Annotated in this window: 15 protein-coding genes; 11 read left to right on the forward strand and 4 right to left on the reverse strand. The window is 50.7% G+C overall.

Annotated features, from left to right (window positions below):
• Positions 1-271: 271 nt before the first annotated feature.
• Positions 272-730 (forward strand): YbaK/EbsC family protein, encoded by a 459-nt coding sequence (locus ACO7SM_RS18445; protein ID WP_490468708.1) that lies wholly within the window; start codon positions 272-274, stop codon positions 728-730.
• A 53-nt stretch (positions 731-783) separates the two neighbouring features.
• Here the strand turns inward: ACO7SM_RS18445 and bglJ are convergent, their stop codons facing one another.
• Complete coding sequence (gene bglJ / locus ACO7SM_RS18450; RefSeq protein WP_490468709.1) at positions 784-1,458, reverse strand: DNA-binding transcriptional activator BglJ; 675 nt, start codon at positions 1,456-1,458, stop codon at positions 784-786.
• Positions 1,419-2,141, reverse strand: coding sequence for a LuxR C-terminal-related transcriptional regulator (locus ACO7SM_RS18455; RefSeq protein WP_490468710.1), 723 nt, complete (start codon positions 2,139-2,141; stop codon positions 1,419-1,421). The genes bglJ and ACO7SM_RS18455 overlap by 40 nt, the downstream gene beginning before the upstream one ends.
• A 614-nt stretch (positions 2,142-2,755) precedes the next feature.
• On the opposite strand from ACO7SM_RS18455, the gene ACO7SM_RS18460 reads away from it, so the two are divergent.
• The 6 genes from ACO7SM_RS18460 to opgB all read left to right on the forward strand — a co-directional run bounded on the left by ACO7SM_RS18460 (position 2,756) and on the right by opgB (position 8,514).
• A complete protein-coding gene (locus ACO7SM_RS18460; protein ID WP_490468711.1) occupies positions 2,756-3,532 on the forward strand; it encodes a threonine/serine exporter family protein in 777 nt (258 codons plus the stop codon).
• Positions 3,523-3,996, forward strand: a complete 474-nt coding sequence (locus ACO7SM_RS18465) for a threonine/serine exporter (protein WP_490468712.1) — start codon at positions 3,523-3,525, stop codon at positions 3,994-3,996. Before ACO7SM_RS18460 ends, ACO7SM_RS18465 begins: the two co-directional genes overlap by 10 nt.
• A gap of 129 nt (positions 3,997-4,125) precedes the next feature.
• Positions 4,126-4,665 carry a primosomal protein DnaT gene (dnaT, locus tag ACO7SM_RS18470; protein ID WP_490468713.1) on the forward strand — a complete coding sequence of 180 codons (540 nt, stop codon included), beginning with the start codon at positions 4,126-4,128 and terminating at the stop codon, positions 4,663-4,665.
• Between the two features lie 2 nt (positions 4,666-4,667).
• Positions 4,668-5,405 (forward strand): replicative helicase loader DnaC, encoded by a 738-nt coding sequence (gene dnaC, locus ACO7SM_RS18475; RefSeq protein ID WP_490468714.1) that lies wholly within the window; start codon positions 4,668-4,670, stop codon positions 5,403-5,405.
• Between the two features lie 58 nt (positions 5,406-5,463).
• Positions 5,464-5,955, forward strand: coding sequence for a YjjA family protein (locus ACO7SM_RS18480; protein ID WP_203361325.1), 492 nt, complete (start codon positions 5,464-5,466; stop codon positions 5,953-5,955).
• 267 nt (positions 5,956-6,222) lie between these two features.
• Complete coding sequence (opgB, locus tag ACO7SM_RS18485) at positions 6,223-8,514, forward strand: phosphatidylglycerol--membrane-oligosaccharide glycerophosphotransferase (protein ID WP_490468715.1); 2,292 nt, start codon at positions 6,223-6,225, stop codon at positions 8,512-8,514.
• Between the two features lie 104 nt (positions 8,515-8,618).
• Here the strand turns inward: opgB and ACO7SM_RS18490 are convergent, their stop codons facing one another.
• On the reverse strand, positions 8,619-10,064 hold the full coding sequence (locus tag ACO7SM_RS18490) for a tagaturonate reductase (RefSeq protein WP_490468716.1): 1,446 nt from the start codon (positions 10,062-10,064) through the stop codon (positions 8,619-8,621).
• 13 nt (positions 10,065-10,077) lie between these two features.
• Positions 10,078-11,100, reverse strand: coding sequence for a zinc-binding alcohol dehydrogenase family protein (locus tag ACO7SM_RS18495; protein WP_490468717.1), 1,023 nt, complete (start codon positions 11,098-11,100; stop codon positions 10,078-10,080).
• 139 nt (positions 11,101-11,239) lie between these two features.
• On the opposite strand from ACO7SM_RS18495, the gene ACO7SM_RS18500 reads away from it, so the two are divergent.
• The 4 genes from ACO7SM_RS18500 (at position 11,240) to ACO7SM_RS18515 (ending at position 15,194) form a co-directional block, all read left to right on the forward strand.
• A complete protein-coding gene (locus tag ACO7SM_RS18500) occupies positions 11,240-12,160 on the forward strand; it encodes a GntR family transcriptional regulator (protein WP_490468718.1) in 921 nt (306 codons plus the stop codon).
• 218 nt (positions 12,161-12,378) lie between these two features.
• Positions 12,379-13,374, forward strand: coding sequence for a C4-dicarboxylate TRAP transporter substrate-binding protein (locus ACO7SM_RS18505; protein WP_490468719.1), 996 nt, complete (start codon positions 12,379-12,381; stop codon positions 13,372-13,374).
• 72 nt (positions 13,375-13,446) lie between these two features.
• On the forward strand, positions 13,447-13,926 hold the full coding sequence (locus tag ACO7SM_RS18510) for a TRAP transporter small permease (RefSeq protein ID WP_490468720.1): 480 nt from the start codon (positions 13,447-13,449) through the stop codon (positions 13,924-13,926).
• Positions 13,917-15,194 (forward strand): TRAP transporter large permease, encoded by a 1,278-nt coding sequence (locus tag ACO7SM_RS18515; RefSeq protein ID WP_490468721.1) that lies wholly within the window; start codon positions 13,917-13,919, stop codon positions 15,192-15,194. Before ACO7SM_RS18510 ends, ACO7SM_RS18515 begins: the two co-directional genes overlap by 10 nt.
• Positions 15,195-15,218: the final 24 nt, after the last annotated feature.

A 15,218-nucleotide genomic window follows, 5' to 3' on the forward strand; every position in this document is an offset into this window, starting at 1 on the left:
AAAGACCCGCGATACAGCGTAGAGAATCAAGTTTCATAGATGGCTCTTATTATGTGATACAGAGGAAGTGACAATTTTAGTATTAATCTCTCCCACCCGTACCGCAACCGGTTACTGTAACCGGTTTCTGTGATTGTGAAGAGGATCTAATATTTGTGCATGTTGCTGGATTGTTACTTTAAAATATTTACAGCGATACTTTCCCTATGACAAATTACGCCACGCAGTTTTCCGAAGAACAGGGCTGCTTACACCGCGTCAGGAGGAATGAATGAGTCTGCAATCTGTACGGCAATTTCTGGCCGAATATGCCCCCGAAATTGAAATTATCGAATTGGATCAGAGCACAGCAACGGTTGAACTGGCTGCGAAAGCCCACAATGTGGAGCCGGGACAAATTGCAAAAACGCTTTCCCTAAAGGTGAAAGACAACATTATTTTGGTTGTCGCCAAAGGTGATGTCCGCCTGGACAATAAAAAGCTCAAAGAAACATTTGGGGCGAAAGCGCGTATGCTCAGTTTTGATGAAGTGGTGAGTGCAACAGGTCACCCGCCAGGCGGCGTCTGCCCTTTTGGTCTGGAAACGCCTCTGCCAGTCTATTGCGACGTCTCCCTCAGGCATTACACAGAGGTATTGCCCGCTGCTGGCGCAACGAACAGTGCAATAAGAATCGCACCTGAAAGGATGGCCGAGTTGACGTCAGCGACCTGGATTGATGTCTGCCAGTGATCCGCCGTCAGGTCTGAGCAAAACGCCTCGTTCGCCATTTCAGGTACACAGCGCTATGCCGTGTGCAGCCTGGAACGGGGATCCACAGCGCGCAGAGACAGCAAGATATCTGCTGCATCCAACAACCCGGCATCCGAACTCACGCCCAGCTTGGACATCACATTAAATTTATGTGCCCGGATCGTTTTGATATTACGTTCAAGCTGCACAGCTATCTGAACCATCGAGTAGCCGTGCGACATAAACTGTAAAATCTCACGCTCTGTAGGGCTTATCATACGACTCTGACTGGTATACCAAAGATTGCTGCTGCTTTCCGTCACCTGACGTACGCCGTTCAGCGCTAAAGATAACTGTTCTTGTAAACTGTTCAGCGACGATGATTTACTTAATACGCCATCCAGTTGCGATGGCGACAGAGAGCCAATAAGACGGGCTTCCTCATCGTCGTCAGCAATGACCAGTCGACGCATACGCGGGAAATCGATCGCCAGTTCCGTCAGGCACGCCAACCCGACCCGACGATCTTCTCGTATTGCAGAAAGTGAGAAAATAACCGCAGAAAAAGGCGTATTAACCATCGCTTTTTTAAATTCAAACTGATTGGAAAAGAGATGAAGCTTATAGAGACATTCAGGAACTGAATTAAATAAACTCTTAATACCAATACTACTCATTGCACACTTTTCTACCAGTGCGACATTTCTCTTAATGCTTCTTTTTTCCATTCCGTGGTATCTCCATATACTGAAGGTAAGTTCAGTTCTCTTGCTCCTTGAGAACTGTTAATCCATGCGTACATTTCGGCATTACTGTGTATAGACAAACGACGCATGGCACTGTTTTTCTGGGCACTGACGGTTTTATTACTCTTCTTCAACAACGTCGCGATTTGATTAATTCCCCAGCCTTTTCCGAGAAGCCGTAATACTTTTCGTTCCGATAGCGTAAGCACCATCGACTGACCGCCATATTCCTTCATCTCTTGCAGTGTCGGACATATCAGATCTTTACTGATTCGCTCTTCACTATGATTACCTGAACGAATGGCGTTAACCACGCTTTCGACCGGATCCTCGTCAGAAAGCAACGTCGTGCCAGGCCCCATCAATAGCTCAATGGCCGAAGGGTAGTAAGTACGGGAAACGAGAAAAACCCAATGAATTTCACTGTATTGCGTCAATAATGTACAGAACTGTTCACAAACAGCACGAGGCTGATTGCTCTCCCCCGATAAATCGACCAACACCAGATCAGAGCGACTCAACTGCAACAACGTAAGCGCTTCGATTGAACGGCAAAATGTGACCTCATGATCGGGAAAGTGACCCAGAAAGATGCCTCTTAGTCCGGCCTGGATAACGGGTATTTTACTGATAACAATTCCATTTCTGTAGCGTCCTGGCAACATACTCCCTCCATATTCACATCCTTTCTCATTCCCACCGCCATTAATAAATAAAACATATAAATAGCACAGTGAAAATAAATTTGATTAGCGATGTGAATTATTCCATTATTTTATTCTTGTGTATTGTGACTGCGGCCATACCAGAACCCACCTGGTATAAGTTCCTATTAACATTATCACATTATGTTTTATAAAAACAATTACCGCACAAGTAAATTATCCAAATTAAATGATCGACTGCTTTAATATGAATTAATTTCTTTTAATAAATTAATAATATGTTTTTGACGACATCCACTCATCTTCATTGATAAATAATAAGGGTGTCTGTCGTATCAGTAATCTCCGTATAATCATAATGCTAGCAACAGGCGGTCAGGGAATATCGTCGGTGTGCTTCACGTAAACCTTCCTCGTTGACATAACCTGATCAATGCACTGCAATGATGAATCTCAACGCAAAACGGAAGGCGACGCGGTTCACATGATCAACCGCATCGCCCTGACGTTTTTTTCAACACAAAGATTGATCCGGGCCAGAGCCAACGGACTCGCACTTCGTGTTACAAAGAAGACTTTGTCATTTTTACCCGTCTCTTCAATCAGGGCGAGTCATGCAAACAGAGCAGTTGTTACAACGAACGGTTACACGGTTATGTATTCAATGCGGGCTTTTTTTATTGCAGCACGGAGCAGAAAGCGCACTGGTTGATGAGCTCTCCACGCGTCTGGGTCTGGCGCTCGGAATGGACAGCGTAGAAAGCGCCATCTCTTCTAACGCTATCGTTCTCACCACCATTAAAGACGGTCACTGTCTGACGTCGACGCGGAAGAATCAGGATCGTGGCATTAATATGCACGTTGTCACGGAAGTTCAGCACATTGTGATTCTGGCTGAACACAAACTCCTGGACTGCCGGGGAGTCGAGAAGCGTTTTAGCCAAATCAAACCGCTGCGTTATCCGCGATGGCTGGTGGCTTTCATGGTCGGACTTTCCTGCGCCTGTTTCTGCAAACTGAATAAGGGCGGATGGGACGGCGCCGTAATCACCTTTTTCGCCAGCATGGTGGCCATGTATATCCGTCAGTTTCTGGCGCACCGACATCTCCACCCGCAAATCAACTTTTGCATTACAGCCTTTGTCGCCACAACCATCTCCGGTCTATTACTGCGTCTGGACACGTTCAGTCAAACCCCGACCATCGCGATGGCGGCCAGCGTACTGCTGCTGGTTCCGGGATTTCCGTTAATCAACTCTGTCGCAGATATGTTTAAAGGTCACATCAATACCGGGCTGGCGCGCTGGGCGATCGCCAGCCTGTTGACGCTGGCAACCTGTGTAGGTGTCGTGATGGCTTTAACGTTATGGGGGCTTCGCGGATGGGTGTGATCGAATTTATTCTTGCCCTTATGCAGGACATGATTTTGTCGGCAATCCCGGCCGTCGGGTTCGCCATGGTCTTTAACGTGCCACACCGGGCGCTGCCCTGGTGCGCCCTGCTGGGTGCGCTGGGTCACGGGTCACGGATGGCGATGATGACCGCCGGGTTTAACATTGAATGGTCGACCTTTATGGCGTCGTTGTTGGTCGGCAGCATCGGTATCCAGTGGTCGCGCTGGTATCTGGCGCACCCGAAGGTCTTCACCGTAGCGGCGGTTATCCCGATGTTCCCGGGGATCTCCGCCTACACGGCGATGATTTCCGCCGTTAAGATCGGCCATTTTGGCTACAGCGATCCTCTGATGATCACCTTGCTGACCAATTTCCTGAAAGCCTCATCCATTGTTGGCGCGCTCTCCATCGGACTTTCTGTGCCGGGGCTTTGGTTGTACCGCAAACGCCCACGCGTTTGATTCCCCCTCCTCTGGCATCACTTTGCGAATCGGAGGCGGTGACCCCGCCTCCCTGCCGCTTCTGGTCATCGGTGTGTTACTATAAAAACAGTCTCCCTTCTCGGTTGTTGTTCCGTATTGAGAAACATTATGTCTTGCAGAATTTTAACCCCGGACGTCATCGGTATTGACGCATTAGTCCACGATCACAACGCCGTGCTGGCAAAATCGGCTGGCGGCGCGGTCGCGGTATTTGCCAATAACGTGCCTGCATTTTATGCCGTCACGCCTGCCCGTCTGGCAGAATTGCTGGCGCTGGAAGAAAAACTGTCGCGCCCGGGAAGCGACATCACACTGGACGCGCAGTTTTACGAAGAACCGCAGGCCACGCCCGTTGCGGTACCGATGGGGAAATTTGCGATGTATCCTGACTGGCAGCCGGACGCCGACTTCCAGCGTCAGGCGGCATTATGGGGCATCGCGTTAAGAGAGCCGGCGACAGCGGAAGAGCTGGCGTCATTTGTGACTTACTGGCAGGCGGAAGGCAAAGTCTTTCACCATGTTCAGTGGCAGCAAAAACTGGCGCGCAGTCTCCAGATTGGCCGCTCCAGCAATGGCGGAATGCCCAAACGTGATGTGAATAGCATTAGCGAACCTGACAACCACATTCCACCGGGATTTAGAGGGTAACGATGAAAAACGTTGGCGATCTGATGAAACGTCTGCAAAAAATAATGCCGGCGAATGTAGTGCCTGCGTTTAAAACAGGCGAAGAACTGCTGGCATGGCAGAAAGAGCAGGGTGAAATTCGCGCTGCCGCGCTGGCCCGAGAAAACCGGGCGATGAAGATGCAGCGCACATTCAACCGTTCCGGCATCCGCCCGTTGCATCAAAACTGCTCTTTCGAGAACTATCGGGTCGAGTGCGACGGCCAAATGAACGCACTCAGCAAAGCCCGACAGTATGTCGAAGAGTTCGATGGCAACATCGCCAGTTTTATCTTCTCGGGCAAGCCAGGCACCGGAAAAAACCACCTTGCGGCGGCAATCTGCAACGAGCTGCTGCTGCGGGGAAAATCAGTCCTGATCATTACCGTCGCCGATATTATGTCAGCGATGAAAGAGACTTTCACGAATCGTGAAACCAGTGAAGAACAGTTGCTCAACGATCTCAGCAATGTCGATCTGCTGGTCATCGACGAAATTGGCGTACAAACCGAATCTCGCTACGAAAAAGTGATCATCAATCAGATCGTCGATCGTCGCTCATCCTCAAAACGCCCTACAGGTATGCTGACCAACAGCAATATGGAAGAGATGAGCAAATTGCTCGGCGAGCGTGTGATGGATCGTATGCGTTTGGGCAACAGTTTGTGGGTAAATTTCAACTGGGATAGCTATCGTAGCCGTGTGACCGGGAAAGAGTATTAAGACCATTCTTAATACGAGCAGCGCTATACTTTCGCTGAAAAGGCACATACGAGTTACCATTATGAAAACAACAAAACGCATTCTGCGCTGCGCGATTGCCGCCAGCGCACTCATCTCCACCAGCATTTTCGCATCATCCTGGCAGGATTCGCTCTCAAGCGCCGCCAACGAACTCACCAAAAGCACCACCTCAGGACAGAGCAGCACGTCGCTTTCCTCCCTCACCAGTCTGTTAAATGGCAGCACTGACGCGTTGAGCGCCAGCAACATGAACAACGCGGCGGGGATTTTGCAGTATTGCGCCAAACAAAAACTCGCGTCCGCGACCGATGCGGAGAACGTCAAAAATCAGGTTCTGGATAAACTGGGCCTGAGCGCAAACGAGCAAAAACAGGATACCAACTATATGGACGGTATTCAGGGTCTGCTGAACACCAAAGACGGCCAGCAGTTGAATCTGAGCAACATCGGCAGCACGCCGCTGGCGGAGCAGGTCAAAACCAAAGCCTGCGATTTGGTACTTAAGCAAGGCATGAGTTTCATTTCCTAATCGTTTCACACGCCGCGTTTTAGCGCCTGAGCCTGAAACGCGGCCTTAATCCTCTCTTTTCTCCCCTCACCCCTTGATACACGCCGGAATCACGGGAAGTGATGGCGATCAAAATATACGCTTTCTAAACCAATTCTGAATAACAACGTAATTTAATGTCACTAGAATTGCAGCAGTGTAACATCGCAATTACATTGTCTACCCCGAAAAAGATTAGCCCTCCTGATATTTAGCCGGGAGGAGCAGGCTATAACTGAGGATCGTTCGTTGTCTGAATTCCTGTCCATCGCCCTGTTTCTCGCTTCTGTGCTGATTTATGCCTGGAAAGCGGGTCGTAACACCTGGTGGTTTGCCGCCACGCTGACGGTGCTCGGTCTTTTTGTTGTCCTGAACATTACACTCTATGCCAGCGACTACTTTACCGGCGACGGCATCAACGATGCGGTGCTCTACACCTTGACCAACAGCCTGACGGGCGCAGGCGTCAGTAAATACATTCTTCCGGGCGTGGGGATTTTCCTCGCGCTGACGCTGGTATTTGGTGCGCTGGGCTGGGTTCTTCGCCGCCGTCGTCACCATCCTCATCATATGGGTTATAGTCTGCTGGCACTGCTGCTGGCACTGGGTTCGGTAGATGCCAGCCCGGCGTTTCGCCAGATTACCGAACTGGTGAAATCACAGTCCCGCGATGGCGATCCTGATTTCACGGCGTATTACAAAGAGCCGTCGAAAACGATCCCCAACCCCAAACTGAATCTGGTCTATATCTATGGCGAAAGTCTTGAGCGCACCTATTTTGACAACGATGCCTTCCCGGATCTCGCTCCGGAACTGGGCGCGCTGAAAAACGAAGGGCTAGATTTCAGTCAAACCATGCAATTGCCGGGCACGGATTACACCATTGCCGGGATGGTAGCCTCCCAGTGCGGTATTCCTCTGTTTGCCCCCTTTGAAGGCAACGCCTCGGCATCGGTTTCCAGCTTCTTCCCGCAGAATGTCTGCCTTGGCGATATCCTGAAGAACTCCGGTTACCAGAACTACTTTGTTCAGGGCGCGAACCTGCGTTTTGCCGGCAAAGATGTGTTCCTGAAATCCCACGGCTTTGATCATCTCTACGGCGCCGAAGAGTTAAAAACCGTGGTCGCGGACCCAACGTATCGTAATGACTGGGGTTTCTACGACGATACCGTGCTCGACGAAGCATGGAAAAAGTTTGAAGAACTCTCTCGCTCCGGCCAGCGTTTCTCTCTGTTTACGCTGACCGTCGACACGCATCACCCGGATGGATTTATCTCGCGCACCTGCAACCGTAAACGCTACGACTTCGACGGCAAGCCTAACCAGTCATTTAGCGCCGTCAGTTGCAGCCAGGAAAACATCGCCCAGTTTATCAATAAGATCAAAGCGTCTCCGTGGTTTAAAGACACCGTTATCGTCGTCACTTCCGATCATCTGGCGATGAACAACACCGCATGGAAGTACCTGAATAAACAAGATCGCAATAACCTGTTTTTCGTTCTGCGCGGCGACCAGCCTCAGCAAGAGACGCTGGCGGTCAAACGCAACACGATGGATAACGGCGCGACCATACTCGATATTCTCGGCGGGGATAACTTTATTGGACTCGGGCGCAGCAGTTTGTCCGGCGAATCCATGTCGCTGGTGTTCCTGAACATTAAAGAGAAAGTTCTGGCGTGGAAACCCGATATCATCCGCTTGTGGAATTTCCCCAAAGAGATGAAAACGTTCACCATCGATCAGGATAAAAACATGATTGCCTTTTCGGGCAGCCATTTCCGTTTGCCGCTGCTGCTGCGCGTTTCAGACAATCGCGTTGAACCGCTGCCGGAAAGCGAATACTCCGCCCCGCTACGCTTCCAGTTGGCGGATTTTGCCCCACGCGACAACTTTGTCTGGGTTGATCGCTGCTACAAAATGGCACAACTGTGGTCGCCGGAACTGGCGCTCTCTACCGACTGGTGTGTCTCGCAGGGTCAGTTGGGCGGGGAGCAAACCGTACAGCACGTGAACAAAGCACAGTGGAAGGGCAAGACCGCGTTTAAGAACACCCTCATCGATATGGAACGCTATAAAGGCAACGTGGATACGCTGAAAATCGTCGATAACGATATTCGCTACAAAGCGGACAGTTTCGTCTTTAACGTTGCAGGCGCGCCAGAAGAGGTGAAACAGTTCAGCGGCATCTCTCGCCCGGAATCCTGGGGGCGCTGGTCAAACGCGCAGGTGGGAGAAGAGGTCAAAATCGAGTACAAGACGCCGTTGCCCAAAAAATTCGATCTGGTGATCACCGCCAAAGCCTACGGCGCGAACGCCGATCGTCCCATTCCGGTGCGTGTGGGCAAAGAAGAACAGATCCTGCGGTTAGGTAATGATATCTCCACAACCACACTGCATTTTGACAATCCGGAAGCGGCCAGCACGCTGGTGATTACGCCACCCGACCCGCAATCCAGCAACGAGGGCAACATTTTGGGACACTCGCCACGTAAACTGGGGATCGGTATGGTGGAAATCAAAGTGGTGAATGCCGAAGGATAACCCCGTGTGGAAAGCATCGGCCCGATAAGCGTCACGCCACCGGGCCTCTCATTATCGGTGAAAAAAACAGCGCCCAACACGACTCCGGGCGCTGCATGGCAACCTTAATCCAGCGCTTTCACCGCCTGACGCATTCCCTGTACCCGTACCTTTTCCAGGCAGTCCGTCACCTGGGCGGTAAGCCCTGGCAACAGCGTTAAATCCTCGCCCCAGTGCGCGTTATCGCTGAGTACGGCATTGACCAGCTCATGCAACGTCAGATCTGTACCCACACGCGGCCACAGTTGTTGATAGCGAGTGAGCCACTGCTCGTCGTCCTGGAGTGGATACGTCTCACCTGCCCGTTCGCCACGGTAAAACGCGATCAACGCCGCAAGCGCAAACGTCAGCCGCACGGGATAAGTACCGTTCTGCCGACCAGCCAGCAACTGAGGCAAAATACGCGTGCGGAATTTCGTCATGCCGTTGAGCGCGATAGAAAGTAGCTGATGGCGGATATACGGATTCTGGAAACGCCCGGTCACCGCATCGGCAAATTCACGCAGCTCAGCAGCAGGCAGATCCAGAACCGGGATAATCTCCTGGTTAATCGCCTTTTCCACAAAGTGACGCACATCGTCATCCTGCATCGCCTCGCCGACCGTATCCAGCCCACACAGCCACGCCACCGGCACCAGTGCGGTATGCGCGCCATTGAGAATGGCGACTTTACGCTCTTTATACGGCTTGATGTCGGCGACAATGCGAATATTCAGCGAAGATTCCGTCAATTTCAGCGCGTCTGCCAGCCAGGCCGGCCCCTGGATCACAAACAGATAAAAATGCTCGGCGGTGTCGAGAAACGCATCGTGATACCCCAACTGTGCTTCCAGCGCTGGCGCCTCTTCACGCGGATAACCGGTCACGATTCTGTCCACCAACGTGGAGCAGAATGTGTTGGCTGTTTCCAGCCAGTCGAGAAACGCCGCAGACAACTGCCACTCCTGTGCATAACGCTGAATTAACGCCTTGAGCGCATCGCCGTTATAGTCGATCAGTTCGCAGGGAATGATCACCCAGCCTTTGTCTGGCGCACCGTTGAAGTGATTAAAACGCTCCAGCAACAGGCGAGTCAGTTTCGCCGGGAAACTCACCGGCGGAGCATCGTCAATACTGTCACCTGCGTGATAGCTGATCCCTGCCTCAGTGGTGTTAGAAAACACAAAGCGGATATTAGGGTTATGCGCCAGCGCCAGATACCCGGCAAAATCCTGATACGGGTTAATCTCGTTATTCACCGAGCGGATCAAACGCGCGTCGCTAACGGCCTCGCCCTGCTCGTTCAGGCCCCGTATCACCGTGGTGTACAGGCCATCCTGGGTATTGAGCGACGGCGGAAAATCAGTATTTATAGGGCGGACAAGGGTGATGCCCGCCTGCAAATCCGTCGTCTCATTAAGGACATCCAGTTGCCAGTCGACAAACGCGCGCAGAAAATTGCCTTCACCAAACTGAATCACTTTCGTCGGGTAGTTATGACCTGGAAAATTCTTTCTATTCAATGCCTTCATTACTCTATCCCTGTCAGAAAGTAATCACGCCTTTGATAAGCTCACGGTTGTTAATCACATCACTTTCGTAGATCTCCGCCAGGGTGGTGAAGGGATAGCGGTGCGTCAGCATCATCTCTGCGGTCAGCTTACCTTCCGCCATCAGACGCCCGACTTTGGCGAAATCCTCCGGCGTGGCGTTACGACTGCCCATCATGGTGGTCTCTTTCTTGTGGAACTCAGGGTCGGAAAACTGCAAGTCCCCCTTGAATAGTCCAACGAAAACAATGCTGCCACCATGGCGAATCAGGTTAACGCTATTGTTCATCGCATGCGGATTCCCCGTCGCATCAATGACTTTTAGCGCCAGGGATCCGCCGAATTGCGCACGTAACTGTGCGTCAAAATCGTCGGCAGACGGATCAATCACCGGGAGTTCCAGGCGAGAAGTCACATGCTCCCGACGGGCTGGGCTGGTATCGGCAACCACCACCTGCGCGCCGTCGGCGTTGGCAATAGCCGCCGCCCCGAGTCCTATCGGCCCTGCCCCCACAATCAGTACCTGCTCGCCTGGCGCAATCGCCGCCCGGCGTACCGCATGTGCGCTAATGGCATAAGGCTCAATCAGCGCCGCCGCCTGCGGATCAATACCGTCCGCCGCCAGCAGGTTAGTCGCAGGAACAGATAAATACTCGCTAAAGCCGCCGTCCTGATGCACGCCAATCACCGAAATTTTCTCACAGCAGTTGGTACGTCCACTGTTACACGCCGGGCATTGCTGGCAGGCCACGTAGGGAATCACGGCGACCTGTTGGCCCATTTTCAGATGCTGGATATTTTTACCTAACCCGGCAATTTCGCCACATATTTCATGGCCCAATACACGAGGATAACTGAAAAAAGGTTGATTACCTCCCCAGGCATGAATATCGGTACCGCAAATCCCTACGGATTTAATTTTGATTAATGCCTCATCCTCACCAGGAATAGGAATTTCACGTTCTTCCCAAACTAAATTTTTCGGTTCCTGGCAAATCAGCGTGTTCATCGTTGACATGATTCAGCTCTCCTGTTTTTCGTTGCATCAGATATCGATGAAAATAAAAATATCGAAGAGACAGAAAACGTAATTTGTGAATACCGACGCATAAAAATGTTTTAAATCGGGTTTTAATACGCGCCAAAAGGAGAGACCGATGAGCCGCTCGCAAAATTTACGTCACAATGTCATTAATCAGATGATCGATGATATGGCTCGCGGCCATATCCCGTCCCCACTCCCCTCGCAAAGCGCCCTGGCGGAGATGTATAACATCAGCCGTACCACGGTGCGCCATATGCTCAGTCATTTAAGCGAATGCGGCGTACTGACGCCAGTTGGCAGCGACTACGTGATCGCCCGCAAGCCCAATAATGACGACGGTTTCGCCTGCACTACAGCCTCACTGGCAGAGCAAAATCGTATTTTCGAACACGCCTTTTTCACCATGATTAACCAACGGCAGTTACGCGCAGGAGAGACTTTTTCCGAACTGCAACTGGCGCGCGCTGCCGGTGTCAGCCCGGTCGTGGTGCGGGAATATCTTTTAAAATTCGGGCGTTACAATCTGATTATCAGCGAACGGCGGGGTCTGTGGCGTATGCAACAGTTCGATCAACGCTATGCCGAACAGCTTTTCGAAATACGGGAAATGCTGGAAACCCACGCCCTGCAACACTTCCTGAATCTCCCTGTCACGGATATCCGCTGGCAGAAAGCGCGAGATTTACTCGATCGTCACCGCGCATTACGCGACACGATCAGTGACAACTATCGCATGTTTTCCCTGCTAGACCGGGACTTTCACAACCTGATTCTCAGCGCCGCCGAAAATGTCTTTTTCGATCAATCGCTGGAGATTATTTCCGTTATTTTTCACTTTCATTATCAATGGGATGAGAGCGATCTCAAGCAAAGAAATATCGTTGCTGTCAATGAGCATATGACGATTCTCAGCGCCCTAATCTGCCGAAACGACCTCAGCGCCACAGCGGCATTACGCCAGCACCTGCAAACCGCCCGGCAGACCATGATCCACTCCATCAACACGACGAGTAGCAAACCCAGAAGACTTTAAATACCGATTAAAAACAGCAAACCATTACCGTAGCCACAATTTCTTAATAAAAATAACCATCCATTAATAAGACATTTTAGGCTCTGATAAACATTTTAAGACAATCAATACGCATAAAAATAAATAGTTTAGAAACTCTGTAATATATCCCGAAAAACCGGGAAAGATAATAATACCCTCAGTACCCACTAAAAAAATGGAGAGTAATAATGAGTCTGATGTCTAAAAAAAGAAATACGTTACTAGCATTCGCCGTTGGCTCTATACTCGCCACTGTCTCTTTTAGCAATTCCGCATTAGCCGCTGCCGAATATACGTTAAAAGTTGCCTACGAAAACAACCCAGGAGAACCTTTTGATAAGGCGATCCGTGAATGGGCACGCTTATTTAATGAACAAACCGGTGGTAAAGGTGAGCTTGTTGTTTATCCCAGTTCACAATTAGGCTCGAAAAAAGATGTCATTGAACAAATGAAACTGGGTAGTCCACTGATTACCCTCGCTGATGGCGCATTCTTCTCTGACTATGTGCCTGATTTTGGCATTATGTTTGGTCCTTACGTTGGCAACAGCTATAAGGACATTTTCAAACTCAACCAGTCAGACTGGTACAAGGATCTGGAAAACAAACTGGATGCTAAAGGCCTGCACATCGTCTCTAAAGACTGGCTGTATGGTACGCGTCATATGCTGACCACCAAAATGGTCACCAAACCAGAAGATCTGAAAGGCCTCAAAATTCGCGTTCCGAACAACCGCATTCAAATTGAAGGCATGAAAGCGATGGGCGCAACCCCGACGCCACTTCCTCTCGCTGAAGTCTACACCTCGCTGAACCTGAAAGTTATTGATGGCGCGGAAAACCCGATTCCGGTGTTGTACGGACAAAAACATCATGAAGCGGCTAAATTCCTGATCCTCACCGGCCATGTCGAAAACGTGACTAACCTGGTGATGGGAAGCAATACCTACAAAAAACTGCCGCCAGAAATTCAGACCGCCCTGGTGAACTCCGGCGATCAAGCAGGGAAATACTTGACTGAGCTCGTTCAAAAGGAAGAACAAGAGCTGATTGAGAAGATGAAGGCAGAAGGTGTCACCGTCGTCGAAGTTGATCGCAATCTGTTCCGCGAAGCGTCAAAACCGTTCTACACAAAATTCCCGGAATGGACGCCAGGATTGTATGAAAAAACACAGGAAATCATTGCACAGTAACGGAACAATCGCGCAGCACATTGCCTGCGCGTTTTCCTCTCTCTGAAAAAGTATCGCCGTATAGGTATGACTATGTTTCGGTTTCTCAATAAATTCAGCGATATTCTGGCCTGCCTGATGGCAGGTGGGATTGTGCTCATTACGGTAGCGGCCGTACTGATGCGCTGGCTGCTTAACGCCCCACTGATCTGGGGTGAGGAAGCGCTGATCATCTGTTACATCTGGTTGATTATGCTTGGTGCGGCCTCAGCAATGGGCCATCGTATGCACGTCAGTATTGATGCCTTCACCTCCATGCTGCCGGAAAACTGGCGTCTATCCTGCGCCATCATCACCCATATGATTTCCATTGTCTCACTGTCAACATTTGGCTATCTCGGCTATGAGCTTTCACTCATCGCCGTCGATAAAATCACCCCCATTCTTGGGGTTTCCTATCTGTACATCGATTTTGCTGTGCCGACAGGCGCTGGGATCATGGTGATGTTTTGCCTGCAACACCTCTGGCAAGACATTCAAAAACTGAAACGCAGGGAGGTCGTATGTCAGTAGCGATCGCGTGTATTGTCTTATTGTTTCTGTTTATTCTGAACACGCCGATATTCATCAGCGTACTGGTCGCGATACTGACTTACTTTTATATGGCGGGCGACATTTCGCCGCTGATCGCTGTGCAACGTATTATTGGCGCGGGCGAAAACGTCACGTTACTGGCAATTCCGTTCTTCATCCTGCTCGGTAACTTGCTGAATTACACCGGTATTACGCACCGTATGCTGCGATTTACCGGGGTGCTCTCTGGCCACTATCCGGGCGGGCTAGCCCAGTCCAACGTTCTGCTCAGTACCATGATGGGAGGCCTGTCGGCATCTAACCTGGCTGACTGTGCGATGTTGTCAAAAATGCTGGTGCCGGAAATGACCAAACTCGGCTACAGCAAAAGTTTCTCTACCGCCGTCACCGCGGCCGGGTCGCTTATCACGCCAATCATTCCCCCGGGAATCGCCCTGATCATTTACGGTTTTGTCGCCGATGTCTCCATCGGAAAAATGTTTATGGCTGCGATCATTCCGGGACTGTTGTGCTGCGTCGCGCTGATGTTCACTATCTATTTAATCGCGAAAAAACGTGGTTATCGCCCTGCCAGAGCCCATGGCCCGACATGCCGCGAGCTTTGGGAAACGGGTAAAGGTGCCACCTCGGCATTAATTTTGATTCTGGTGATTATCGGCGGGATCCGCTTTGGGATTTTCACCCCGACGGAAGCAGGCGCCATTGCCGCAGTGTTTGTGATTATTATCGGAACCGTTTTCTATCGTGAAATGACGCTGAAAGATATCGCGGCATCGTTACTGGAAACGGCACGCTCAACGGCAAGCGTCATGCTCATCATCATGACCTGCTCGGCGCTGGCATGGGTATTAACGAACGAACAGATTGCGCAGGATCTGGCCGTGGTGATGACAGGATTCTCTGATAATCCTTACATGTTCCTGCTGATCGTGAACCTGGTTCTGTTGTTTCTGGGGATGTTTATTGAAGGAAACGCCGCCATCATCGTACTGGTTCCGCTATTAATGCCAACAGTACGTTTGCTGGGTATCGATCCGATTCACTTCGGTGTGATGATGATCCTGAACCTGGCCATCGGTTGCCTGACGCCACCCATGGGAACGGTGATGTTCGTCGCGACGTCGATTACCGGAACAAAAATTTCTGATTTCCTGCGTGAAGTGTTACCGCTATTAGCGGCGCTGATCGTCGTGTTGCTGATGGTGACGTTTATTCCGGCCCTGACAACCTTCCTGCCCGCGCTGTAAAAATGTGTCGCGCCCTGCTCAACA

This window comes from Citrobacter sp. LJND-P06 (assembly GCF_058188415.1).